Genomic DNA, 21,763 nt, shown 5'->3' on the forward strand with positions numbered 1-21,763 from the left:
GAACGAACGTTGCGTTCTTCGGCGTTGTTCCCGCGGGACGGGCGGACGAGGGTGGTCGAGCCGGCAATCGACCCCTTGACCCTTCGCCCGAGATGCGGATTCCCATGGAAACGGACAACACGATTCGCGGACGCCAGTGGGGCGTCCTGCTCGTCCTCTGCGGCGCGATCTTCCTGGAAGGCATCGACGTCGCGATGCTGAATGTGGCCCTGCCGTCCATCCGGGCGGACCTCGGCCTGTCCACCGGGGAGCTCCAGTGGGTGATGAGCGCCTACGTCCTCGGCTACGGCGGGTTCATGCTGCTGGGCGGCCGGGCCGCCGACCTGTTCGGGCGCCGGCAGATGTTCACCGGCTGGCTGGCCGTCTTCCTGCTCTTCTCCGGGCTCGGCGGGCTCGCCACCGAGGGCTGGATGCTGATCACCGCCCGCTTCGTCACCGGAGTCGCCGCGGCCTTCATGACCCCGGCCGGCCTGTCGGTCATCACCACCGGGTTCGCGGAGGGGCCGCAGCGGGACAAGGCCCTGCTCGTCTACTCCGGCACCGCGGCCGGCGGGTTCTCCATCGGCCTGGTCGTCGGCGGACTGCTGACCTCCGTGGGCTGGCGCTGGGTGTTCTTCGCGCCGGTGGCGCTGTCCGCGCTGATCCTGGTGGCCGCACTGGCCCTCGTACCGAAGTCGCCGCGGCCCGAGCGGGCGCCCGGGGAGCGGATCGACCTCGCGGGCGGCGTCACCGTCACCGCCGCGATCGTGCTGCTGGTGCTCGGGGTGGAGCGGGCGGCGCATGCGGCGGCCGGCTGGACCGCGGCGACGGTCGGGGCCGGGCTGGCGCTGCTGCTGGTCTTCGCGGCCGTCGAGCGGCGGGCCGCCGTCCCGCTGGTGAAGCCGGGCGTCCTGCGCTCGGGCTCGCTGCTGCGCACCAATGTCGCGGCGCTGCTCTTCTCCGGCGGCTTCTTCGGCTTCCAGTTCCTGGTGGTGCTCTACCTGCAGGAACTGCGCGGCTGGTCCACGCTCCAGACCAGCTTCGCGATGATCGTCATCGGCATCGACGCGATCCTCTCCCCCACCCTGGTGCCGAAGCTGGTGGCCCGGTTCGGCAACCCCCGGCTGATCTTCGGCGGGCTGCTGCTGGCCGCACTGTCCTACGGGCTGTTCCTGCCGCTGGGCGCGGACTGGTCGTACGCGGTGATGCTGCCCGGCCTGGTGCTGCTGGGGCTGGCCTTCGCGCTGGTCTACGGCCCGCTGACGATCGTGGCCACGGAGGGCGTCGCGGAGGAGGACCAGGGCCTGGCCGGCGGGCTGCTCTACACCTCCTTCCAGTTCGGCGCGGCGCTCGGCCTGTCCGCGGTCACCGCGGTGTCCGCCGCCGTGTCCGGCTCGACGCTGGACGGCTACCGGGCGGCGCTGTTCGTCCCCTTCGCGGCGGTCCTGGTGGCGGCGGCGGTCGGCGCGGCCGGGCTGCGCTCCCGGGCCGGCCGGGTGGTGGCCGCGGGGGAGCCGGCCCCGGCGGAACAGCCGGCCCGGGCCTGAGCGCCTGAGCCCGGCCTGGCAGAGCCCCCGGCCCGGGCCCGGGCCGGGGCCCGGAGGGGTCAGGCCGGGGCGTGGGCCGCGTACTGCGCGCGGAGGGTGGACCAGCGGGTGTCCGTCCAGGCGGGCCAGTCCGCCGGGGTGCCGGACAGGTACGACTCCAGCAGGAGGAAGTGCTCGTGCCAGCCCGCCAGGCAGTCCAGCCGGTCGGCCTCGGAGCCGTGCCGCTCGTTCAGGAAGCGGATCAGGGTGGAGTCGGTGCCGAGCGGCTCCAGGTGGAAGCGGATCCGGCCGTGTTCCGTGACCGTGTACTCGGCGACCCGCTCCACGTCCCAGGCGGTGACGTGCCCGGTGACGGCGGTCCCCGGCCCGTTCAGCCAGCGCAGGGCGACCGCCCCGCCCAGGTGGCGTTCCAGGACCTCCGCCTCGGCCAGCCAGCCGCGCAGCCCGTCCGCCGTGGTCAGGGCCGGCCAGACCGCTTCGTACGCATGGGCGAGGTGCGGTGCGAAGTGCAGCCGCCAGGTGTCGCCGTCGCGCCGTTCGCTGGTGCCATGGCTCACAGGAGACATGGCACCAGCGTCCCACTCCGGGCGGTCAGACGCCCGCGTAGGAGTGCTTGCCGTTGAGCAGGATGTTCACGCCGTAGTAGTTCCAGATCCAGCAGGCGAAGGCGAAGAGCGCCAGATAGGCCGCCTTGCGGCCCTTCCAGCCCGCGGTGGCCCGCGCGTGCAGGTAGCAGGCGTACGCCACCCAGGTCACGAAGGACCAGACCTCCTTGGGGTCCCAGCCCCAGAACCGGCCCCAGGCGTCGCCCGCCCAGATCGCTCCGGCCACGATCGTGAAGGTCCACAGCGGGAACACGGCCGCGTTGATCCGGTACGAGAACTTGTCCAGCGAGGCCGCGGAGGGGAAGCGCTCCAGGACCGAGGAGGCGAAGCCGCCCGGCTTGCCGCCGCGCGCGAGCTTGGCCTCGTACGCGTCGCGGAACAGGTACAGGACCGTGCCGGCCGCGCCGATGTAGAAGACCGCGCCGCAGAAGATCGCGGTGGAGACGTGGATCCACAGCCAGTACGAGTCCAGGGCGGGCACCAGCTGGTCGCTGTCGGTGTAGAGCCACTTGGTGGCGATGCCCAGGTCCAGCAGGACCGTGGTGACCAGGATCAGGCCGAGCCAGCGCACGTTCTTCTTGGCCGCCAGCAGGATCAGGTACGCGCCGACCGCCACCGTGGAGAAGGTGAGCGAGAACTCGTACATGTTGCCCCAGGGGGCCCGCTCCACCGATAGTGCGCGGGTGACGACGCCGGCCGCCTCGACGAGGAAGCCGAGCACGGTCAGCGACACCGCGATCCGCCCGTACAGGTCGCCCTGCTCGGTGCCGCCGGCCGCGCCGGGGCCGTCCGGGACCTCCCGGCTGCCGGCCGCCGCGCGGGTGACCACCTTCGGCCGGTCGAGGACGGCGGTACCGCCGCTCTTCGTCCGGACCTGTACCGCGGGCGCCTGGGCGCCGCCGGTGAGCGCGGACGCCGTACGGCCGACCTTGCTGCGGCTGCCGAAGACCCACTCGGCGATGTGCGCGAGGAAGGCGAGCGTGTACACCGCCATCGACGAATAGACCAGGTAGTTGCTGATCTGCGCCAGGTTCTCGTTGGCTGCGACTGCGAGCGGCGTCATCCGCGCTCCCCTTCAACGGTTTCTTCGACGGGATCGGGCGCCGTGGGCGCCTTGTCGTGCAGCGTGGCGGCCAGCTCCGCCAGTTCCTCGGGGAGCCGCGCGGACTCGCTGCGGCCGAGGCCGGCCAGCTCGACGACGGTCACTCCGTCCGGGCCGGCAGCCGCGCGGACCCAGATCCGGCGGCGCTGGATGAACAGCGAGCCGGCCAGGCCGGCGATGGCGGCGACGGCGCCGGCGAGGGCGAGCCCGTTGCCGGGCTGCTGGGACACCTGGAAGGTCGCCCACCGCTCGATGCCCTCGAACTTCACCGTGCCGGCCCCGTCCGGCAGGGTCATGGTCTCGCCGGGCAGCAGCTTCTGCTTGAACACCTCGCCGTTCTCGCCCGGGAACTTCTGCATCTTGCGGGTGTCGAGCTGGTACACGTTCTGCGGCAGGCCGGAGTCCACGCCGAGGCTGCCGTGGTAGGCGCTGAGCGCGAGCACCGGGAAGTCCAGCGCCGGGAACTGCGAGAACATCGTGCCCTTGCCCTCGCCGGCGTAGGTGGGCACGAACCAGGCGGCGAAGCCGAGCTGGGTCTTCCTGCCGTCCTTGCCGCGGTAGCCGTCGGGGACCTTGACCGCGCCGGAGGAGGTGAGGTTGGAGTCCTGCGGCAGCATCGGCACGGCGTCCTTGAAGATCACCTTGCCGTTGCGGTCGGTCACCGAGACGACGGGCGCGTAGCCGTGCCCCAGCAGGTAGACCTTGGCGCCGTCGACGTCGAGCGGCTCGTTGACCTCGATCTCGGCCTTGCGCGGGGCGCCGTCGGCACCTTCCCGGACCGTGACGTACGCCTTGAAGTCGCGCGGGGTGCCCTTCTGCGGGCCGGTCTTCTCGAAGGTCGCGTCGAACCGGTCCAGGGTGAAGCTGAACTTCGGCAGGTCGTCGACGTCGAAGAGGCTGCCGGACTTGAAGTCGTCGTACTGGGTGAGCGTGTTGGAGAAGCCCTTGCCGCGGAGGACCAGTTTGCCGCCCTCGGACTTGAAGAGCTGGCCCGCGGCGAAGGCCACCAGCATCACGATCAGGGCGATGTGGAAGACCAGGTTTCCGGCCTCGCGGAGGTAGCCCTTCTCCGCGGCGACCGCGTCCCCGGCGGTCTCGGTGCGGAAGCGGCGGCCGCCGAGGACGGCCCCGGCGTGGGCGAGGACCTCCTCGGGTGCGGTCTCGGTGCGCCAGGTCGCGTAGGCGGGGAGCCGCTTGAGCCGCTTGGGGGCGCCCGGCGGGCGGCCGCGCAGCTGGCCGACGAACTGCCAGGTGCGCGGCACGATGCAGCCGATGAGCGAGATGAAGAGCAGCAGGTAGATCGCGGAGAACCAGAACGAGGTGTAGACGTCGAAGAGCTGGAGCTTCTCGGCGGCCGGCACCCAGAACTCGTGGGTCCGCTTCCACTGGGCGACCTTCATCGGGTCGACCTGGGTCTGCGGGACCAGCGAGCCGGGGATGGATCCCAGGGAGAGCAGGAGCAGCAGGATCAGCGCCACCCGCATGGAGGTGAGCTGGCGCCAGAACCAGCGGGTCCAGCCGATGACTCCGATGCCGGCGGGGGCGGCGTCCTGGCCGCCGTCCTCGACGGGGGCGGTGGACAGCTGGGCCCCGGCTTCGCCGAGGCCTCCGTCGACGGTGTCCGCCGGGTCGGCCTTGGTGTTGTCCGTCGTACTCATATGCCTGTCGTCCTCAGATCCCGACGGTGAAGCCGTTGGTCCAGCTCTGCATTTCCCACACGATGCTGTCCCAGATTCCTGTGACGAGCAGCAGGCCGGTGACGATCAGCATGCCGCCGCCGATCCGCATCACCCACGCATAGTGCTTCTTCACCCAGCCGAACGCGCCGAGCGCCTTGCGGAAGGCGACGGCGGCCAGGATGAAGGGCAGGCCGAGGCCCAGGCAGTACACGGTGGTCAGCAGCGCGCCGCGGCCGGCGCTCGCCTCGTTGATGGAGAGGGAGGCGATGGCGCCGAGGGTGGGGCCGGTGCAGGGGGCCCAGCCGATGCCGAAGAGCGCTCCGAGGACGGGTGCTCCGAGCAGGCCGGCCGTGGGCTTCTTGTGGAAGCGGAACTCGCGCATCGTCAGGCCCGGGATGAGGCCCATGAAGAAGAGGCCGAGGAGGATCACCAGGCCGCCGAGGACCTTGGAGATGATCTCCTTGTTGCTCTGCAGGGTCAGGCCGAAGTGGCCGAAGAGCGCGCCGGTGGAGATGAACACCGCGCTGAAGCCGAGTACGAAGAGGCCCGCGCCGGCGAGCAGCCGGCCGCGGCGGGCCTCGGCGAGGTCGGCGCCGCTGGCCCCGGTGACGTAGGAGAGGTAGCCGGGGACGAGCGGCAGGACGCAGGGCGAGAAGAAGGAGACCAGCCCGGCGAGCAGCGCGATGGGCATGGCCAGCAGCAGGCCGCCGCCGAGGACGGTCTGGTTCACGCCGAGGTCTTCGGCGGCCAGCAGCATCACGGCGTCACTTCTCCGCGACTACGGGGTCGATCATCTTGCGCAGGGTCGATTCGCCGACCGCGACCAGGGTGCGGGCCGCGATCTTGCCGTCCTTGTCGATCACGATGGTGGACGGGATCGACTGCGGGTTGAGCGTGCCCTTGGGGAAGCGGAGGATCAGCTTGCCGTCGGGGTCGAAGAGGCTCGGGTAGGTGATCCCGGCGTCTTCCTCGAAGTTGACGGCGTTCTGCTTGCTGTTGTCGCGGGTGTTGATCCCGACGAAGGCAACGGGTTGGCCGGCCGCCTCCAGTTCCTTGGCGACCTTCGCGAAGTGCTTGGACTCCGCCCGGCACGGCGGGCACCAGGAGCCCCACACGTTGAGGACGACCACCTTGCCCTTGAGGGCGGCGGTGTCGAGGGTCGTGCCGTCGACGGTCTCGCCTTCGAGCTTGGGAGCCGGGACGCGGTCCGCCTTGGCGACCACGTCGACACCGGTCGGCCCGGAGACGTAGTTTCCGCCGCCGGAGCCGGCGGGCTTGCCGCCGTCGGTGCACGCCGTCAGGGTCAGGGCGCTCGCGAGGGCCACCGCGGTCAGCAGGATGGGGGCGCGGCCAATTCTCATGTGAAAAGTTTCGCATGGGCCCATTCGGGATCTTCCGCACCCCCCGCGGCATTGCTGCGCCGCTGATCAGGCGGGTGCGAGGAAGGTCTTCCAGCCTCCCGAGGGGGCCTGGCCGGGGGCCAGGGTGCGCATCTTGGCGAGGGTCTTCGGGTCCTGGACCTCGAGCCAGTCGACGAACTGCCGGAAGGATACGAGCCGTACGTCCTTTTTGTCCGACATGGCCTTGAGGGCTTCCTCGACGGCGTCCATGTAGATGCCGCCGTTCCACTCCTCGAAGTGGTTGCCGATGAAGAGCGGCGCCCGGTTCGTCTCGTAGGCCCGTTTGAAGCCGTTGAGGTAGGCGCCGGTGGCCTGGGTGCGCCAGCCCGGGTAGTTGGCGGGCACGCCCCGGGTGGTGTTCTTCGACTGGTTCGCCAGGATGTTGTAGTCCATGGACAGGACCTCGAAGGAGCGCCCGGGGAAGGGCACGGACTGCAGCGGCAGGTCCCAGACCCCGCCCTTCTTGACCGGCCACTGCTGGAGGCCGCCGGGCGAGCTGGCGTCGTAGCGCCAGCCGAGCTTCTGCGCGGTCGGCAGCAGTTTGTCCTGGCCGAGCAGGCAGGGGGTGCGGCCGCCCACCAGCTCCTTCGTGTAGTCGAAGGGGAGCGGCTCCAGGTCGGTGAAACCGGTGTTCGTCCGCCAGTTGGTGACGAAGGACACGGCCTGGTCTATCTCGCGCTGCCAGTCGGCCGGGGTCCACTTCCCGACGGAACCGGATCCGCCGCAGAAGTGGCCGTTGAAGTGGGTGCCTATCTCATGGCCGTCCAGCCAGGCCTGCCGGACGTTGCGCAGGGTCAGGCGGACGTTCTCGTCCTTGAGGTAGCCGATGTCGGAGGCCCCGACCGGGTTGTTCGGCGGCTTGTAGAGGCTCTTCTTCGACTCGGGGAGCAGGTAGATGCCGGAGAGGAAGAAGGTCATCGCCGCGTGGTGGTCCTTGGCGAGCTTGAGGAAGCGGGGGAAGAGGCCGTTGCCTATCTCCCCCGCACCGTCCCAGCTGAAGACCACGAACTGCGGCGGCGTCTCACCGGGCTGAAGCGGCACCGGCTTGGCCGGCTGGCCCGGCTGCGGCCCGGTGTCGGCGGTGGAGCCGTCCCCGATCGGCCTGCCCTGGGGCGGGCCGCCGCCCGGCTTGGTGGCGCCGCCGCCAGCGCCCTGACCGGGGGTGCCGGACCCCGACCCGGAGCCGGACTTGCCGCCGCCGCTGCCGCATCCCGTGAGGCCCACCGCGGCCGCGGCGCCAAGTCCCAGCCCGAGCACAGCCCTCCGACCGATACCACTGAAGTCGCGCATGTCACCCTCCCCGATGCCGTTCGCACACCACTCCTTGCCCATATAAACGGACAAATAGGTGGGGTTGCGGTTCTGACACGGGGATTCCCGCACGCGTGGGCTTTATTTAGCCGAAGCCGTAACAGCTACGCACCAAACGCCTTGGACTTGCCCTTCACAGCCCCTTGACCGAATCGACGCTGTGCGCCGGCGAGCAGATGCGCCGGAACCAGGTCCCGGGCCGGCTCGCTGTAGCCCACCGAAACGATCCTGTCGCCCTGGTACGTGAACGAGGTCAGCGAGGCCAGCGTGCACTGCCGCCGCCGCGGGTCGTGCCACAGCCGCCGCTTCTCCGCGAAGCTCCGCACGATCCAGATCGGCAGCTGGTGGCTGACGCACACCGCCTCGTGCCCGCGCGCCGCCTCGCGCGCCGCGTCCAGCGCGCCCATCATCCGGACGACCTGCTCGACGTACGGCTCGCCCCAGGACGGCCGGAACGGGTTCGTCAGGTGCTTCCAGTTCGCCGGCTTGCGCAGCGCCCCGTCGCCCACCCCGAAGGTCTTGCCCTCGAAGACGTTCTCCGCCTCCAGCAGCCGGGCGTCCGTGGCCAGGTCCAGGCCGTGGCTCTTGGCGATCGGCGCCGCCGTCTCCTGCGCCCGCTCCAGCGGGGAGGACACGACGTACGTGATGTCCCGGCCCTCCAGGTGCTCCGCCACTCGGTCGGCCATCTGCCGGCCGAGCTCGGAGAGGTGGTAGCCGGGCCGGCGGCCGTACAGCACGCCGTCCGGGTTCTCGACCTCGCCGTGCCGCATCAGGTGGACGACGGTGATGTCACTGCTGCTCATGCCGTGGCCTCCGCGGCGGCGCGGGCCGCGGCCGGCAGCGCCGCGGCGATCCGCTCGACCGCCTGCTCGTCGTGGGCGGTGGACACGAACCAGGACTCGAAGGCCGACGGCGGCAGGTACACGCCGTTCGCCAGCATCGAGTGGAAGAACGCGGTGAAGCGGAAGCTCTCCTGCCGCTTCGCGTCCTCGTAGTTCCGCACCTCGTCCGGGGTGAAGAAGACGGAGAACATGTTGGAGGCGGTCTGCAGGCGGTGCGCGACCCCCTCCTTGGTGAGCGCGGCGGTCACCAGCCCCTGGATCTCGGCCGACACCGCGTCGACCTTGTCGTACGCCGCCCCGTCGAGCAGCCGCAGCTGCGCCAGGCCGGCCGCGGTGGCGACCGGGTTACCGGAGAGGGTGCCCGCCTGGTAGACCGGCCCGGCCGGCGCCAGGTACGCCATCACCTCGGCCCGGCCGCCGAAGGCCGCGGCCGGGAAGCCGCCGCCCATGACCTTGCCGAAGGTCATCAGGTCGGGCTTGACGCCGTCCACCCCGTACCAGCCGGCCCGGCTGGTACGGAAGCCGGTCATGACCTCGTCGGAGATGTAGAGCGCGCCGTTCTCCCGGCACAGGTCGGCCAGACCCTGGTTGAACCCGGCCGCGGGCGTCACCACGCCCATGTTGCCGGGCGCCGCCTCGGTGATCACACAGGCGATCTCCCCGGGGTGCGCGGCGAACGCCGCCCGCACCGCTTCGAGGTCGTTGTAGGGGAGCACGATCGTGTCGCCGGCCTGCGCCCCGGTCACGCCCGGGGTGTCCGGCAGCGCGAAGGTCGCGAGACCGGAACCGGCCGCGGCCAGCAGCGCGTCCACGTGACCGTGGTAGCAGCCGGCGAACTTCACGACCTTGGCGCGGCCCGTGAAACCGCGGGCCAGGCGGATCGCCGACATGGTCGCCTCGGTGCCGGAGGAAACCAGCCGGACCTGCTCGACGGGCTCGATGCGGGCGACGATCTCCTCGGCCAGCGCGACCTCGCCCTCACCGGGCGTACCGAAGGAGGTGCCGCGCGCGACGGCCTCCTGCACGGCCGCGATCACTTCCGGGTGGGAATGACCGAGAATCATCGGCCCCCAGGAGCACACGAGGTCGACATACTCGCGCCCGTCGGCATCGGTGAGGTACGGACCGGTACCGGACACCATGAACCGGGGCGTACCGCCCACGGCGCGGAAGGCACGGACCGGAGAGTTCACGCCGCCGGGGGTCACGAGGGACGCGCGCTCGAAGAGCGTCTGCGAAACTGGGGCTTCATACGTGTACGGGTAGCTCACACCAGCCATGGTCTCAGAGGCGGCGACAGACTTGCGGGCGGGCGTTTCACCGCTGCGGCGCGGGGGAGGTCACTGCCATGATGATCGGGCTGCGTGGCGGGGGCCGCGGGGCCGGGGCAGGCGCAGGCAAAACCAGTCGGGTGGAGATATGCAACGCGGTGGTGGACCGGGCGAGGGTACGGACGGCCTGGATCCGCAGCGCGCCCGTGAAGCCCGGGAAGCCCGCCAGGCCCGCCGCCGCGGCGGCAAGCACCGGCGCGCCTCGGCGGAGCCCGCGGACGCGGCACCGAACCCCACCGCGGCCCCGGATGCCGGCGGCGCGGTCGGGGGCCGCGGCATGGGGGTGACGTACAAGTACTTCGGCGCCCCGGACGGCGCCACCGCCGCGCGCGTCCCGGTCACCATGCGTCCCGAGGAGCTCGGCGGCGACGAGCTCGGCATGGGCGGCCTGTTCACCAAGATCAAGCCGGAGACGGTGGCCGCGATGGTCCTGACCGGCATCGAAGGCATACCCCTGCACAAGGTGCCCCCGCTGGAGCTGGTCGTCCTGCACCCCGACTACGCGGTGGTGAAGCTCCCGATGACGGTGGTCGACCCGCTGCGCGGCATCGGCGAGGAATCGGTGGGGGCGGCGGCCTTCATCTGGTCCACGGTCCCGGACCGCGGCGGCCCGAGCGACGCGTTCAACGTCTACCAGCTGCTCCACGAATGGCAGGACTTCTCGCACCGCCTCCACGAGGCCGGGCACCAGCCGTATTGCCTGGTCTGGCCCTGACCGTCCGGGCGCCCGTCCGCCCGTCCGGCCGTCCCGCCGTCCCGCGTAGGGTCGGGTGCATGGACGCGACAGCTGTGCAGTTGACCCCGTGGGCCGAGGGCGAGGACTTCGTCCTGCTGCTGCGGCAGAAGAACTCGCCCGCGATGACCCGTTTCCTCGGGGGCCCGGAGAGCGACGAGAAGCTCGCCGACCGGCACCGCCGGTACCTGGCGCTCAGTGCCCGGGAGCCGGCCGCCGGGCGGATGTTCATGGTGACCCTGGCCGGCGCGGGCGAGGCCGTCGGCACGGTGGGGTTCTGGGAGCGGGACTGGCAGGGCGAGGCCGTGTACGAGACCGGCTGGGGCATCCTCCCCGAGTTCCAGGGCCGCGGCCTCGCGGTGGCGGCGGTGACCGCCGTGATCGCCCACGCCCGCACCCACGGCACCCGCCCGGACCTGCACGCCTACCCGAGCGTCGACCACGCCGCCTCGAACGCCGTCTGCCGCCGCGCAGGCTTCGAACTGCTGGGCGAATCGGACTTCGAGTACCCGCCGGGCTCGGTCCACCGCAGCAACGACTGGCGCTTCACCCTGACGTGAACCGCCCGGCTTCCACGGCGTGAGGACCAGGCGGCCGCGGGTGCCCGGCTCGGCGAGGCGGGCGTGGGCCTTGGCCGCGTCGGCGGACCGCCGCAGGAACCGCAGCACGAACCGCAGCAGGAAGCGCAGCGGGAACCACGGCACGGGCGGCCGCACGGACCGCGGCGGGGGCCGCCTGAAAACCCTGCCCGCCGGCCGGTCCCCCAATGGCATGCTGGGCCCGTGAACGGACCCGACATTCACCTCACCCTCGCCCCTGAGCTGCGCCTCTTCGCCCCGCCCAGCCGCCGCGCCGACCGCATCCCGACCCCGACCGACGGCGCCTCCAGCCTCGGCCACGTCGTCGAATCCGCCGGGGTGCCGCTCACCGAGGTCGGCCGGCTGCTGGTCGACGGCCACGAGGTGCCCGTCTCGTACGTCCCGCGGGCCGGCCAGCACATCGAGGTGGAGGGGGTCACCCGCCCCCAGGAGGTCCCCGGCGCACCCCTGCGCTTCCTGCTCGACGTCCACCTCGGCACCCTCGCCCGCCGCCTCCGCCTCCTCGGCGTCGACGCGGCCTACGAGAACGAGGACATCGGCGACCCCGCCCTCGCCACCCGCTCCGCCGCCGAACGCCGGGTGCTGCTCTCCCGCGACCGCGGGCTGCTGCGCCGCCGCGAGATCTGGGCCGGCGCCTACGTCTACAGCGACCGTCCGGACGAGCAACTCCGCGACGTCCTGGGCCGCTTCGCGCCCCGCCTGGACCCGTGGACCCGCTGCACCGCCTGCAACGGCCCGCTGCACAGGGCCGACAAGGACTCCGTCGGGGACCGCCTCGAAGGCGGCACGCACCGCTCCTACGACGTGTTCGCCCAGTGCTCCGACTGCGAGCGCGTCTACTGGCGCGGGGCACACCACGCCCGGCTGGAACGGATCGTTTCGGAAGCGGTCGAGGAATTCGGCAACGCGCCGGAAGCCTCCGTCTGACGTCCCGTCCGGCCGGTCCGACGGCTGGCAGACTCACCGTCCATGACCGCCACCCCCGCCGCCGACGGTGCACCCCTCGGTGTCGATGCCGATGTCGCCGTGGTGGGCGCCGGCCCCACCGGCCTGCTGCTCGCCGGCGACCTCGCCGCCGCCGGACTGTCCGTCACCCTCATCGAACGCCGGCCGCGCACCGCCGCCAACCTCACCCGCGCGTTCGCCGTGCACGCCCGCACCCTCGAACTCCTCGACGCCCGCGGCCTCGCCGACGAGTTGGTGGCAACCGGCCGGCAGGTGAGCCGACTGGGACTGGGAGGACGGCTCACCCTCAGCCTCGACGGGCTGGCCGCGCACACCCGCTTCCCCTACGTACTGATCACCCCGCAGTACGAGACCGAACGGCTGCTGGAGCGCCGCGCACTGTCCACAGGTGTGGACATCCGGTTCGGCACCGAACTCCTCGGCCTCCACCAGCACACCCCCGGAACCGTCGAACTGACCGTCCGCGGACCCGACGGCCGGCCGCGGACCCTGTCCGCCCGCCACCTCGTCGGCGCCGACGGCCACCGCTCCACCGTCCGCGAGGCCGTCGACCTGCCCTTCCCCGGCCGCGCAGCCCTCCGCTCCGTCGTCCTGGCCGACGTACGCCTGGCCGATCCGCCCGCCGGCGTCCTCGCGTTCAGCGGCAACGGACGCTCCTTCGCCTTCCTCGTCCCCTTCGGCGACGGCTGGTACCGCGCCATCGCCTGGGACCGCGACCACCAGCCCCCCGACGAGGACCCCGTCGACCTCGACGAGCTCCGCACCATCATGCGGAACGCCCTCGGCACCGACCACGGCGTGCACGACGCCCGCTGGATCTCCCGCTTCCACAGCGACGAACGCCAGGTCCCGCACTACCGCGTCGGCCGGGTCTTCCTCGCCGGGGACGCGGCACACGTCCACACCCCGGCCGGCGGCCAGGGCATGAACACCGGGATGCAGGACGCCGCCAACCTCTCCTGGAAACTCGCCGCCGCCCTGCACGGGCGCGCCCCCGACCCCGAGGCGCTCCTCGACAGCTACCACCGCGAACGCCACCCGGTCGGCCGGATGGTCCTCCGCAGCAGCGGCGCCCTGATCCGGATCGCGATCGCCGGCTCCCCCGCGGTGCGCGCCGCCCGCCAGGTCGGCGCCGTCGCGCTCGGCGGGCTGCCCGCCGTCCGGAACCGGGCCCTGGGCCTGATCACCGGGATCGGCATCGCGTACGCCGCCCCGCCCGGCGGCCGCCCGCCCGCCGGCCGGCGCGCCCCGGACGTCCCGCTCGCGCACGGCGGCCGGCTGTACGAGGAGCTGCGCGCGGGCGGCTTCGTCCTGCTCACCCCGGCGGGCACACCACCGCCCCCGCCGGGCCCGCCGTACTTCCGGCAGGCCCACTGGCGCGACCCGCACCGCACGGCCTGCGCCCTGATCCGCCCGGACGGCTACGTCGCCTGGTCGGCGGACCGTGAATCCCCGGCCGAGCTGACGGCGGCCGTCGCCCGTTGGATCCGGCCGTCGCCCGCGACACCACCGGGCGCCCCCTAGGAAGCCCGCGTTCTAGAAGGCGTAGACGTCGCCGGTGTCCAGGGCCAGCACCACGTGCTCGTTGTTGGCCGTGTTGCGGTCGGTCGCGCCGCCGTTCCACCAGGTGTCGATCCGCAGGGTCACCTCGGTCGGCCGCTCCTTCAGCCGGAGCCTCAGCCCGATGTGCCGGCCCTGCCCGTGCTCGGGCAGGGCGCCCGTCTCGCACACCATCTCGCGCAGGCCGGCCCGCGCACAGCCGTCGGCCCACTCCTGCCGGTCGGCGAGATCGGCCGACAGGCGCAGCCGGAGGGTGGCGGTGGGCAGGGCGGCGGGGCCCTCGTTCTCCGGGATCAGCAGGATGCCGAGCCGGCCCGCGGCCAGGGACACCCTGCCGTGGTAGGCCACATCCGCCTCCGGTCCGGCCTCGGCCGCACCGGCCGTCGCCGCGGCCCCGGCCACGAGCACCACGGCCAGCGCGGCCGACCCGGCCGCCACTGCTCTCCGTACGACACCACGACGCACCACCGCCACCACCTCCACACGGCGGAGGCTAACCACGCACCCGATGGGACTGTCGGACCATCACACGAACGAGGGCGGGCCGACCCGCCATCTGCGCCCCGCCGGCCCCCGCCGTGCAACCCTTCCGGACATGCTGATCTTCCGCTCCGCCGCCCTGTTCGCCCTCGCCGCCCTCCTGGAGATCGGCGGCGCCTGGCTGGTCTGGCAGGGCGTACGCGAACACCGCGGCTGGATCTGGATCGGCGCCGGCGCCATCGCCCTCGGCCTCTACGGCTTCGCCGCCACCCTCCAGCCGGAGGGCGACTTCGCCCGCATCCTCGCAGCGTACGGAGGGGTCTTCGTCGCCGGATCCCTCGCCTGGGGCATGGTCGCGGACGGCTACCGACCCGACCGCTGGGACGTGATCGGCGCCCTGATCTGCCTCGCCGGCATGGCCGTGATCATGTATGCGCCGCGCGGCCGCTAGCAGCCTGCCTATGCTGGCCGGTACCGGACCGTACATACATACGACACACCCCACACGACGAGGAGCTCGGCACATGAGCACGGCCACCCGCACCGCAGTAGTCACGGGCGCCAGCAGCGGAATCGGCGCGGCCACCGCCCGGCAGCTCGCCGCGGCCGGCTACCACGTCGTCCTCACCGCCCGCCGCAAGGACCGCATCGAGGCCCTCGCGGAGGAGCTGCGCGCCGCCGGCCACTCCGCCGCCGCCCACGCCCTCGACGTCACCGACCGCGCAGCCGTCGACGCCCTCGCCGAATCCCTCGACCGCTGCGACGTACTGGTCAACAACGCGGGCGGCGCCATCGGCGCCGAGCCGGTCGCCACCGGCAACCCCGCCGACTGGCGCACCATGTACGAGGTCAACGTCATCGGCACGCTCCACATGACCCAGGCCCTGCTACCCGCCCTCGACGCCTCCGGCGACGGCACGGTCGTCGTCCTGTCCTCCACCGCCGGCCACGCCACCTACGAGGGCGGCGCCGGCTACGTCGCCGCCAAGAACGGCGCCCGCGTCCTCGCCGAAACCCTCCGCCTGGAGATCGTCGGCCGGCCCGTCCGGGTCATCGAGATCGCCCCCGGCATGGTGAAGACCGAGGAGTTCGCCACCACCCGCTTCCGCGGGGACACGGACAAGGCCGCCAAGGTCTACGCGGGCGTCGCCGAACCCCTCACCGCCGACGACGTGGCCGACACCATCACCTGGGCGGTCACCCGACCCAGCCACGTCAACATCGACCTCCTGGTGGTCCGCCCCCGCGCCCAGGCCTCCAACACCAAGGTCCACCGCGACCTCTAGGCGCTCAGGTCACGACGACCGGCTGGTCACCCCGCGGCCCGAACAGATGCAGGATCTCCACGGCGTCCGTGTCCGCCGGACCGAACCAGTGCGGCTGTCCCGTGTCGAACTCGGCCACCTCACCGGGGCGGAGGACGAGCTCGCTCTCGCCGAGGATGAGGCGCAGCTCGCCCGCGAGGACGTACAGCCACTCGTAGCCGTCGTGGGTCACCAGCTTCGGCTCGCGGGGCGCCAGCACCTGCTTGAACACCTGCACCCGGCCCGGGTACTGCGTCAAGGGCACCAGGATGCTGCCCTGGTCCTTGCGCAGGGGCTTCAGGTGCACCCGCGGGTCACCGCTGGCCGGCGCGGCCACCAGCTGGTCGAGTGCGACCCGGTGGGCACGCGCGAGCGGGATGAGCAGGTCCTCGTCGCCCACGCCTCGCGCCCGCAGCAGGACACCGCACCATAGGCGGGCCGCGGCCCCGTCAGACGAGACCCGCCGCCCTCAGGTGCGGCATCAGCACGGCCGGCTTCAGCCCGGCCGACCACATCGGCGTCAGCCTCGACCTGCCGGTCGACCGCCTCCTCGACGGCGACGAGGACTGAGCCGCCCTTCCCGACACGTCGCGCCACCCACATGAGTGAAGAGGCTGCGAACCTCCGTGCGGCCCGCACGCCAGACCTAACGTCGATCACAAGAACGGCCCTCGGCCGGGATGGCAGTCCCGGCCGAGGGCCTCACCGACGAAGGAAAGCGGACTTCCTCATGGCTGCACACGACCCTATCGAGCCGACCCGCTTCATGGACCTACAGGACCCGCGGTACGCGTACATGTTCGGCTTCATCCAGGCCGACGGGCACCTGTCCCAGCGAACTCGCCAGCGGGGGCAGCTCACCGTCGAACTCAGCGCACGCGACATCGACCTGCTGCACGAGTTCCAGCGGCTCACCCCGTACAACAGCTCGGTCAGGGAGCGCACCCGCTCCACCAACTTCGCCGAGTCGCACCACTCCGCAGTCTGGGGCCTGTCCTCCCTGGAGGCCCGCACCGTCATCAACGAACTCGGGCTGCCCTACGGCCGCAAGTCCAAAACGGTCGCCCCGCCCCGCGGCGAGATGTCCCGCCGCGACTACATCCGGGGACTGGTCGACGCTGACGGGTCCGTCGGCTACACGAGCCGGGGACTCCCCTTCATCTCCCTGACCACCGCAAGCACCGCTATCGGCGCGTACCTGTGCCACTACGCCCAAGAGACCACCGGAGCTGAACGCACCCTCCAGCGCAACGCGCGGGACGAGATCTACAACATCCTCTACACCAAGGAAGCAGCGATGCAGCTGGCCGCGGACCTCTACTACCCCGGCTGCCTCGCCCTGGAGCGCAAGAAGACGGCAGCCGCTTCTCTCGCAGCATGGGTCCGCCCGCCCGAGATGCGGTTCGCCCCTCCGCGCCGCCGGTGGACGTCTTCCGACGACCGCGAACTCCTGAAGCTGAACGACCCCGCAGCTGCCGCCAGAGCCCTCGACCGTACCGAGAAGAGCTGCTACATGCGCCTTTGGCGCCTACGCACGGGACAGATCTGACAGTCCCGGAACGCGGAGGAGCCCGGACCGTCACCGGTCCGGGCTCCTCCACTCCCCCGACAACTGCACCCCGGGCTCAGCCCTTGATGCAGATGAGCTGCTTCAGCTTGGCCACGACCTGCACCAGGTCCGTCTGCTGCTCCATGACCTGCTCGATCGGCTTGTAGGCGGCCGGAATCTCATCCACGACACCCGAGTCCTTCCGGCACTCCACACCCCGGGTCTGCTGCTCCAGGTCTCGTGCCGAGAACCGCTTCTTCGCAGCCGTCCGGCTCATGCGCCGGCCCGCTCCGTGCGAAGCCGAGTTGAAGGCCTTCTCATTCCCGAGACCCTTCACGATGTACGAGCCGGTGCCCATCGAACCCGGGATGATCCCGAACTCGCCACTGCCGGCGCGGATCGCGCCCTTCCTCGTGACCAGCAGGTCCATGCCCTCGTACCGCTCCTCCGCCACGTAGTTGTGGTGGCAGCTGATCTCCTGGTCGAAGGAGACCTTCGCCTTCCGGAACTCCCTCCGGATGACCTCCTTGAACAGGCCCATCATCACGGCGCGGTTGAACTTCGCGTACTCCTGGGCCCAGAAGAGGTCGCTCCGGTAGGCCTCCATCTCCGAGGTCGCGGCGAGGAACACCGCGAGGTCCCGGTCCACCAGGCCCTGGTTGTGCGAGAGACCCCTCGCAACGCCGATGTGGAAGTCCGCCAACTCCTTGCCGACATTTCGGGATCCCGAGTGCAGAGTGAGCCAAATCGCCCCCTCTTCATCGAACAAAAGTTCGATATAGTGGTTGCCGGCTCCGAGCGTCCCCATCTGCTTCATGGCCCGCTCCCGCCGGAACTTCACCGCATCCGCGACGTAGTCGAACCGCTCCCACAGGTCCCCGAACCCGCGCTCGCCGAACCCGTACAGCCGCGCCGGGTCGACCGGCTCCCGGTGCATCCCGGCCCCCACCGGGATCGCCTGCTCGATCTTCGACCGGAGCTTCGACAGGTCCCCCGGCAGGTCGTTCGCCGTCAGGGACGTCCTCACCGCCGACATGCCGCAGCCGATGTCCACGCCCACCGCCGCCGGGCAGACCGCGTCCTTCATCGCGATCACCGAGCCGACCGTCGCGCCCTTGCCGTAGTGAACGTCCGGCATGACCGCGAGGCCCTTGATCCACGGGAGGGTGGCGGCATTGCGGAGCTGCTGCATCGCGCTGTCTTCGACCGTCGCCGGGTCGGTCCACATGCGGATCGGGACCTTCGCCCCGGGCACCTCTACATACGACATATCGTCCCCACTACCCCGTAAACCAAAGAAAAGTCCCAATACGCAAAAAGCCTCGCTCTCAGCCCCAAACACGACAGGGGACCGGCGTCAGCGCCAGCGTGTGCGGTAGACATTGTGTCCATCCGCCGTCACACCACGGCAACGGATTTTCTGACCGAGGGAGCCACAGGACGTGCAGCGCAAGGCAGTACGGCTGGCCCTGCCGGGCATCGCGATGACCACCGCGCTCGTGGCCGGGTGCACCGGCGGTGGCGGAAACGGGGGCGGCGGCGGAGACGCCAAGGGCAGGATCAGCGCCCCCGCGCCCGCGCCGCCCGGCAAGTACCGGAGCCTGCCCATGCCCTGCAAGGCCGTCGACGGCAAGCGGCTCAAGGCCATGCTCCCCGTCGACACCGCCCTGCCCTCCGAGCAGAAGGACAAGCTGTACGCCGGGGTGGCCGACACCTCCTACGACGGGGACCGGCGCGTCGGCTGCCGCTGGAAGGCGCAGGACACCGACACCACCCGGCTGCTGTACGTCGGCTTCGAGCGGGTGGTGTCCTACGATCGCGCCGCCGACAGCGACGACGACAAGGCGCACCAGGTGTACGAGCGCCAGCTCGTCGGGGCCGGCCTGCCGGCCGCAGTCACGGCCACCTCCACGCCCACGCCCACCCCCACGCCCACCCCGAGCGGGAGCCCGGCCGGCGGCCCCGCCCCGGCCGGCAGCCCCGGTGCGAGCCCGAGCGGAAGCCCGGCCCCCGGCGGCAGCCCGAGCATCACCGGAGGTGGCAGCGGCAGTCCGGGCGGCACCCAGCAGCCCCCGTCCGCGCCCGGTTCGCGCCGGCTGGACGGGCTCGGCAGCGAGGCGTTCCTGGACGACCGGCTCAGCGCGGCCGGTGCCACCGCCCAGTCCCGGACGGTGCGCATTGTGTTCCGTACCTCGAACGTCATCGTCACCGTCGATTACAGCGTGCAGCCGTCGGTGCCGGGCACGGTCCCCTCGGCCGAGGAAACGCAGGACCGGGCAGTGGAGTTGGCGGAGGCGCTGGCGGAGCGGTTCAGCGACTGAGCGGGGCCGGCGGGCCCCGGCGTGACGGCGCGCACAGCAGGCTGTCTCCGGGTCGGGCTACCGTTGCTGGGTCCCGCCGACGAGTCATTGAAGGAAACATGCACCGATCAGCCTCGCGCCTCACCCGAGTTCTCGCCTGCGCAGCCGTCCCGGTGATCCTCACCGTGGCCGGGTGTTCGTCCGATTCCGGCAAGGGGGGCTCGGGCTCCGACAACAGCAAGAAGAAGTCCGATTCGTCCGCTTCTGCCGCGCCGAGTGCCGCGCCTTCGGCCCCCAAGCCGGAGAAGGCCGCGTTCGACAAGCTGCCCGACCCGTGCAAGGTGGTCCAGGCGAAGACCATCGAGACGCTGGTTCCGGAGGTCAAGGACAAGAACGGTACGGCGACCAAGTCGAACGACCTGGCCAACCGGGCGGGCTGCTCCTGGCACGGCCTGGACGAGAACGGGCTGAAGGGCTCGGACTACCGCTGGCTGGCGGTCTCGCTGGTCCGGTACGACTCGCACGCCTCGCTGGGCAGCGGCAACAAGCGCGCCGAGGAGCAGTACAACAAGCAGCTCGAGGCGGCGAAGGTGTCGGAGGGCGGCCAGAACGTGAAGGTGGAGGCCGCCGGCGGGGTCGGTGACCAGGCGACGAGCGTGACGTACAGCGTGAAGAAGGACGTCGACTTCTTCAACACGACGATCGTCGCCCGCACGCAGAACGTGGTGGTCACGCTCGACTACAACGGTGCCGCCTACGAGGGTGCGCAGGCCCCCGATCAGAAGAAGCTGCTGGAGGGTGCGATCGCGGCGGCGAAGGAGTCCGTGGGCTCGGTCGCGGCCGCTAACCAGCAGCCGCAGCAGTAACTCCCATCGGCCACCCGTACGCTGTGGCTGCCAGAGCTCGAATAGTGGGAGTGGGAGGGGATCGCGGGTGGCCGCGATGCAGCTGACTCGGACGCACCGCATACTCATCGGCGTCGTGGTGGCCGGAGCCGTCGTGATCGCGGCGATCGGTTTCGCGGGCTCGTACTCCGCGGTGCGCGAACTCGCGCTGAAGAAAGGCTTCGGCGACTTTTCGCTGGTGTTCCCGATCGGTATCGACGCGGGCATCTGCGTGCTGCTCGCGCTGGATCTGCTGCTGACGTGGATCCGGATCCCGTTCCCGCTGCTGCGGCAGACGGCGTGGCTGCTGACGGCGGCGACGATCGCGTTCAACGGTGCGGCGGCCTGGCCGGACCCGCTGGGTGTGGGCATGCACGCCGTGATCCCGATCCTGTTCGTGGTCACGGTCGAGGCGGCGCGGCATGCGGTGGGGCGGATCGCGGACATCACCGCGGACCGGCACATGGAGGGTGTGCGCATCACGCGCTGGCTGCTCTCGCCGATCCCGACGTTCAAGCTGTGGCGCCGGATGAAGCTGTGGGAGCTGCGGTCGTACGAGCAGGCGGTCGGCATGGAGCAGGACCGGCTGATCTACCAGGCGCGGCTTCAGGCCCGGTACGGGCGGGCGTGGCGCCGCAAGGCGCCGGTGGAGGCGTTGATGCCGCTGCGGCTGGCCCGTATCGGCGTTCCCCTCTCGCAGACCGCGCCGGACGGGCTGGCGGCGGCGGGCATCGACCCGGTGCTGCTCCCTCCGGCCGCTCAGGCGGTGGCCGGTACGGCGGCCTTCCCGGCCTCGTCGGCCAACCCGGCCCTGACCGCGGCTGCTGCGGCCATCGCCCCTCAGGCCGGTGCCGTCCCGTCCGAGGGGCCGCTCCCGGGCCGGGCCGGGGCCGACGGCCCGGCGGCCGGCGCCGCAGGCGGTGCCCCGGCGGAGGCCGCGGCCGCGGGCCAGGCCGCAGGCCAGGTTGCGCCGGGCGAAGCCCAAGCCTACGGGCCCCAGGGCCAGGTCCCGCAGGGCCAGCAGCAGGCGGGCTTCGCCGTCGACCCGACCGCCATGCCCGCCGCCCACAACAGCGCTTGGTTCGCCGCGCCGAAGGCGCCCCAGGCGGCTTACGAGGGCGGCTACAACCCGCAGTACGTGGAGGGCCTGGAGCCCACTCCGGTGCTCCCCCCGGCCGGCCCGTACGACGAGCCGCAGCCGCAGCCGGAGCCGCAGCCGCACCCGGAGCAGCGCCAGGTGCAGGAGCCGGAGCAGCAGCTTCCGATCCCCGGCCCCCGTACCGAGGAAGAGGCCGCCGCCGCGAACGCGGAGGCCGATTTCGCGGAGGCGGCGTACAAGGTGTTCCGCACCTTCATCGACGAGCACGGCAACTTCCCGACGCCCGAGGCGCTCGACATACACCTCGCGGACGGCTACGGCGTGACGCACCCGCGCAGCGCCTCGCTGCTCCGCCGGATGATGCCGCAGCTGCGGCAGCGCTACCAGCTGGAGGCCGAGGCCGAGCACATCGCCTGAGCCCCAAACCGCGATCGGCATGCATCGGCATGCATGAGGGCCCGCACCCCGTCCCGGGGTGCGGGCCCTCATCCGT

At 71.6% G+C, this 21,763-nt stretch carries 22 protein-coding genes; 11 read left to right on the forward strand and 11 right to left on the reverse strand.

All coding sequences use genetic code 11. The features are described 5' to 3' along the window. Positions 1-104 precede the first annotated feature (104 nt). The gene (locus tag AB0447_RS30885; protein WP_366480146.1) at positions 105-1,526 is read left to right on the forward strand and encodes an MFS transporter; all 1,422 of its coding nucleotides are present in this window, start codon (positions 105-107) and stop codon (positions 1,524-1,526) included. A gap of 59 nt (positions 1,527-1,585) precedes the next feature. Here AB0447_RS30885 and AB0447_RS30890 read toward each other — a convergent pair whose 3' ends face one another. From AB0447_RS30890 to hemL, 8 genes are all read right to left on the reverse strand, one after another. Next, entirely contained in the window at positions 1,586-2,092 is a 507-nt protein-coding gene (locus AB0447_RS30890) for an SRPBCC domain-containing protein (protein ID WP_366480147.1), read from the reverse strand. 25 nt (positions 2,093-2,117) lie between these two features. Continuing rightward, entirely contained in the window at positions 2,118-3,194 is a 1,077-nt protein-coding gene (ccsB, locus tag AB0447_RS30895) for a c-type cytochrome biogenesis protein CcsB (RefSeq protein WP_366480148.1), read from the reverse strand. Next, positions 3,191-4,891: a cytochrome c biogenesis protein ResB gene (locus AB0447_RS30900; protein ID WP_366480149.1), complete on the reverse strand. Its 1,701-nt coding sequence runs from the start codon at positions 4,889-4,891 to the stop codon at positions 3,191-3,193. Before AB0447_RS30900 ends, ccsB begins: the two co-directional genes overlap by 4 nt. Positions 4,892-4,904: 13 nt before the next feature. After that, a complete protein-coding gene (locus AB0447_RS30905; RefSeq protein WP_366480179.1) occupies positions 4,905-5,669 on the reverse strand; it encodes a cytochrome c biogenesis CcdA family protein in 765 nt (254 codons plus the stop codon). 7 nt (positions 5,670-5,676) lie between these two features. Next, positions 5,677-6,273 (reverse strand): TlpA disulfide reductase family protein, encoded by a 597-nt coding sequence (locus AB0447_RS30910; protein ID WP_366480150.1) that lies wholly within the window; start codon positions 6,271-6,273, stop codon positions 5,677-5,679. 66 nt (positions 6,274-6,339) lie between these two features. Next, on the reverse strand, positions 6,340-7,602 hold the full coding sequence (locus AB0447_RS30915; RefSeq protein WP_366480151.1) for a hypothetical protein: 1,263 nt from the start codon (positions 7,600-7,602) through the stop codon (positions 6,340-6,342). Positions 7,603-7,727: 125 nt separating this feature from the next. Next, positions 7,728-8,426 (reverse strand): histidine phosphatase family protein, encoded by a 699-nt coding sequence (locus AB0447_RS30920; protein WP_366480152.1) that lies wholly within the window; start codon positions 8,424-8,426, stop codon positions 7,728-7,730. Next, the gene (gene hemL / locus AB0447_RS30925; protein WP_366480153.1) at positions 8,423-9,745 is read right to left on the reverse strand and encodes a glutamate-1-semialdehyde 2,1-aminomutase; all 1,323 of its coding nucleotides are present in this window, start codon (positions 9,743-9,745) and stop codon (positions 8,423-8,425) included. Before hemL ends, AB0447_RS30920 begins: the two co-directional genes overlap by 4 nt. A gap of 139 nt (positions 9,746-9,884) precedes the next feature. Here hemL and AB0447_RS30930 point away from each other — a divergent pair, with 139 nt between their 5' ends. The 4 genes from AB0447_RS30930 (at position 9,885) to AB0447_RS30945 (ending at position 13,618) form a co-directional block, all read left to right on the forward strand. Next, entirely contained in the window at positions 9,885-10,511 is a 627-nt protein-coding gene (locus AB0447_RS30930) for a hypothetical protein (protein WP_366480154.1), read from the forward strand. A 59-nt stretch (positions 10,512-10,570) separates the two neighbouring features. Beyond that, the gene (locus tag AB0447_RS30935) at positions 10,571-11,089 is read left to right on the forward strand and encodes a GNAT family N-acetyltransferase (protein ID WP_366480155.1); all 519 of its coding nucleotides are present in this window, start codon (positions 10,571-10,573) and stop codon (positions 11,087-11,089) included. Between the two features lie 222 nt (positions 11,090-11,311). Further along, complete coding sequence (locus tag AB0447_RS30940; protein WP_366480156.1) at positions 11,312-12,055, forward strand: Mut7-C RNAse domain-containing protein; 744 nt, start codon at positions 11,312-11,314, stop codon at positions 12,053-12,055. 42 nt (positions 12,056-12,097) lie between these two features. Next, positions 12,098-13,618: an FAD-dependent monooxygenase gene (locus AB0447_RS30945; RefSeq protein ID WP_366480157.1), complete on the forward strand. Its 1,521-nt coding sequence runs from the start codon at positions 12,098-12,100 to the stop codon at positions 13,616-13,618. A 12-nt stretch (positions 13,619-13,630) separates the two neighbouring features. On the opposite strand, the gene AB0447_RS30950 is transcribed toward AB0447_RS30945, so the two are convergent. Further along, positions 13,631-14,137, reverse strand: a complete 507-nt coding sequence (locus AB0447_RS30950; protein ID WP_366480159.1) for a hypothetical protein — start codon at positions 14,135-14,137, stop codon at positions 13,631-13,633. Between the two features lie 112 nt (positions 14,138-14,249). On the opposite strand from AB0447_RS30950, the gene AB0447_RS30955 reads away from it, so the two are divergent. Together AB0447_RS30955 and AB0447_RS30960 are read left to right on the forward strand one after the other, a co-directional pair. After that, on the forward strand, positions 14,250-14,585 hold the full coding sequence (locus AB0447_RS30955; protein ID WP_366480160.1) for a YnfA family protein: 336 nt from the start codon (positions 14,250-14,252) through the stop codon (positions 14,583-14,585). Positions 14,586-14,658: 73 nt separating this feature from the next. After that, positions 14,659-15,420, forward strand: a complete 762-nt coding sequence (locus AB0447_RS30960) for an SDR family NAD(P)-dependent oxidoreductase (RefSeq protein ID WP_366480161.1) — start codon at positions 14,659-14,661, stop codon at positions 15,418-15,420. Between the two features lie 4 nt (positions 15,421-15,424). Here the strand turns inward: AB0447_RS30960 and AB0447_RS30965 are convergent, their stop codons facing one another. After that, positions 15,425-15,838, reverse strand: a complete 414-nt coding sequence (locus tag AB0447_RS30965; RefSeq protein WP_366480162.1) for a cupin domain-containing protein — start codon at positions 15,836-15,838, stop codon at positions 15,425-15,427. A gap of 330 nt (positions 15,839-16,168) precedes the next feature. On the opposite strand from AB0447_RS30965, the gene AB0447_RS30970 reads away from it, so the two are divergent. Further along, complete coding sequence (locus AB0447_RS30970) at positions 16,169-16,987, forward strand: LAGLIDADG family homing endonuclease (protein WP_366480163.1); 819 nt, start codon at positions 16,169-16,171, stop codon at positions 16,985-16,987. 76 nt (positions 16,988-17,063) lie between these two features. On the opposite strand, the gene AB0447_RS30975 is transcribed toward AB0447_RS30970, so the two are convergent. Next, a complete protein-coding gene (locus tag AB0447_RS30975; RefSeq protein WP_366480164.1) occupies positions 17,064-18,257 on the reverse strand; it encodes an RtcB family protein in 1,194 nt (397 codons plus the stop codon). 172 nt (positions 18,258-18,429) lie between these two features. Here AB0447_RS30975 and AB0447_RS30980 point away from each other — a divergent pair, with 172 nt between their 5' ends. The 3 genes from AB0447_RS30980 to AB0447_RS30990 all read left to right on the forward strand — a co-directional run bounded on the left by AB0447_RS30980 (position 18,430) and on the right by AB0447_RS30990 (position 21,687). After that, positions 18,430-19,308: a DUF3558 domain-containing protein gene (locus AB0447_RS30980; RefSeq protein ID WP_366480165.1), complete on the forward strand. Its 879-nt coding sequence runs from the start codon at positions 18,430-18,432 to the stop codon at positions 19,306-19,308. A 98-nt stretch (positions 19,309-19,406) separates the two neighbouring features. Further along, on the forward strand, positions 19,407-20,153 hold the full coding sequence (locus AB0447_RS30985) for a DUF3558 family protein (protein WP_366480166.1): 747 nt from the start codon (positions 19,407-19,409) through the stop codon (positions 20,151-20,153). Between the two features lie 67 nt (positions 20,154-20,220). After that, complete coding sequence (locus AB0447_RS30990; RefSeq protein ID WP_366480167.1) at positions 20,221-21,687, forward strand: DUF2637 domain-containing protein; 1,467 nt, start codon at positions 20,221-20,223, stop codon at positions 21,685-21,687. The last annotated feature ends 76 nt before the right edge of the window (positions 21,688-21,763 follow it).

The sequence above is a fragment of the Streptomyces sp. NPDC051211 genome (genome assembly GCF_040689505.1).
In the GTDB taxonomy this organism is placed as follows: Bacteria; Actinomycetota; Actinomycetes; order Streptomycetales; family Streptomycetaceae; genus Streptomyces.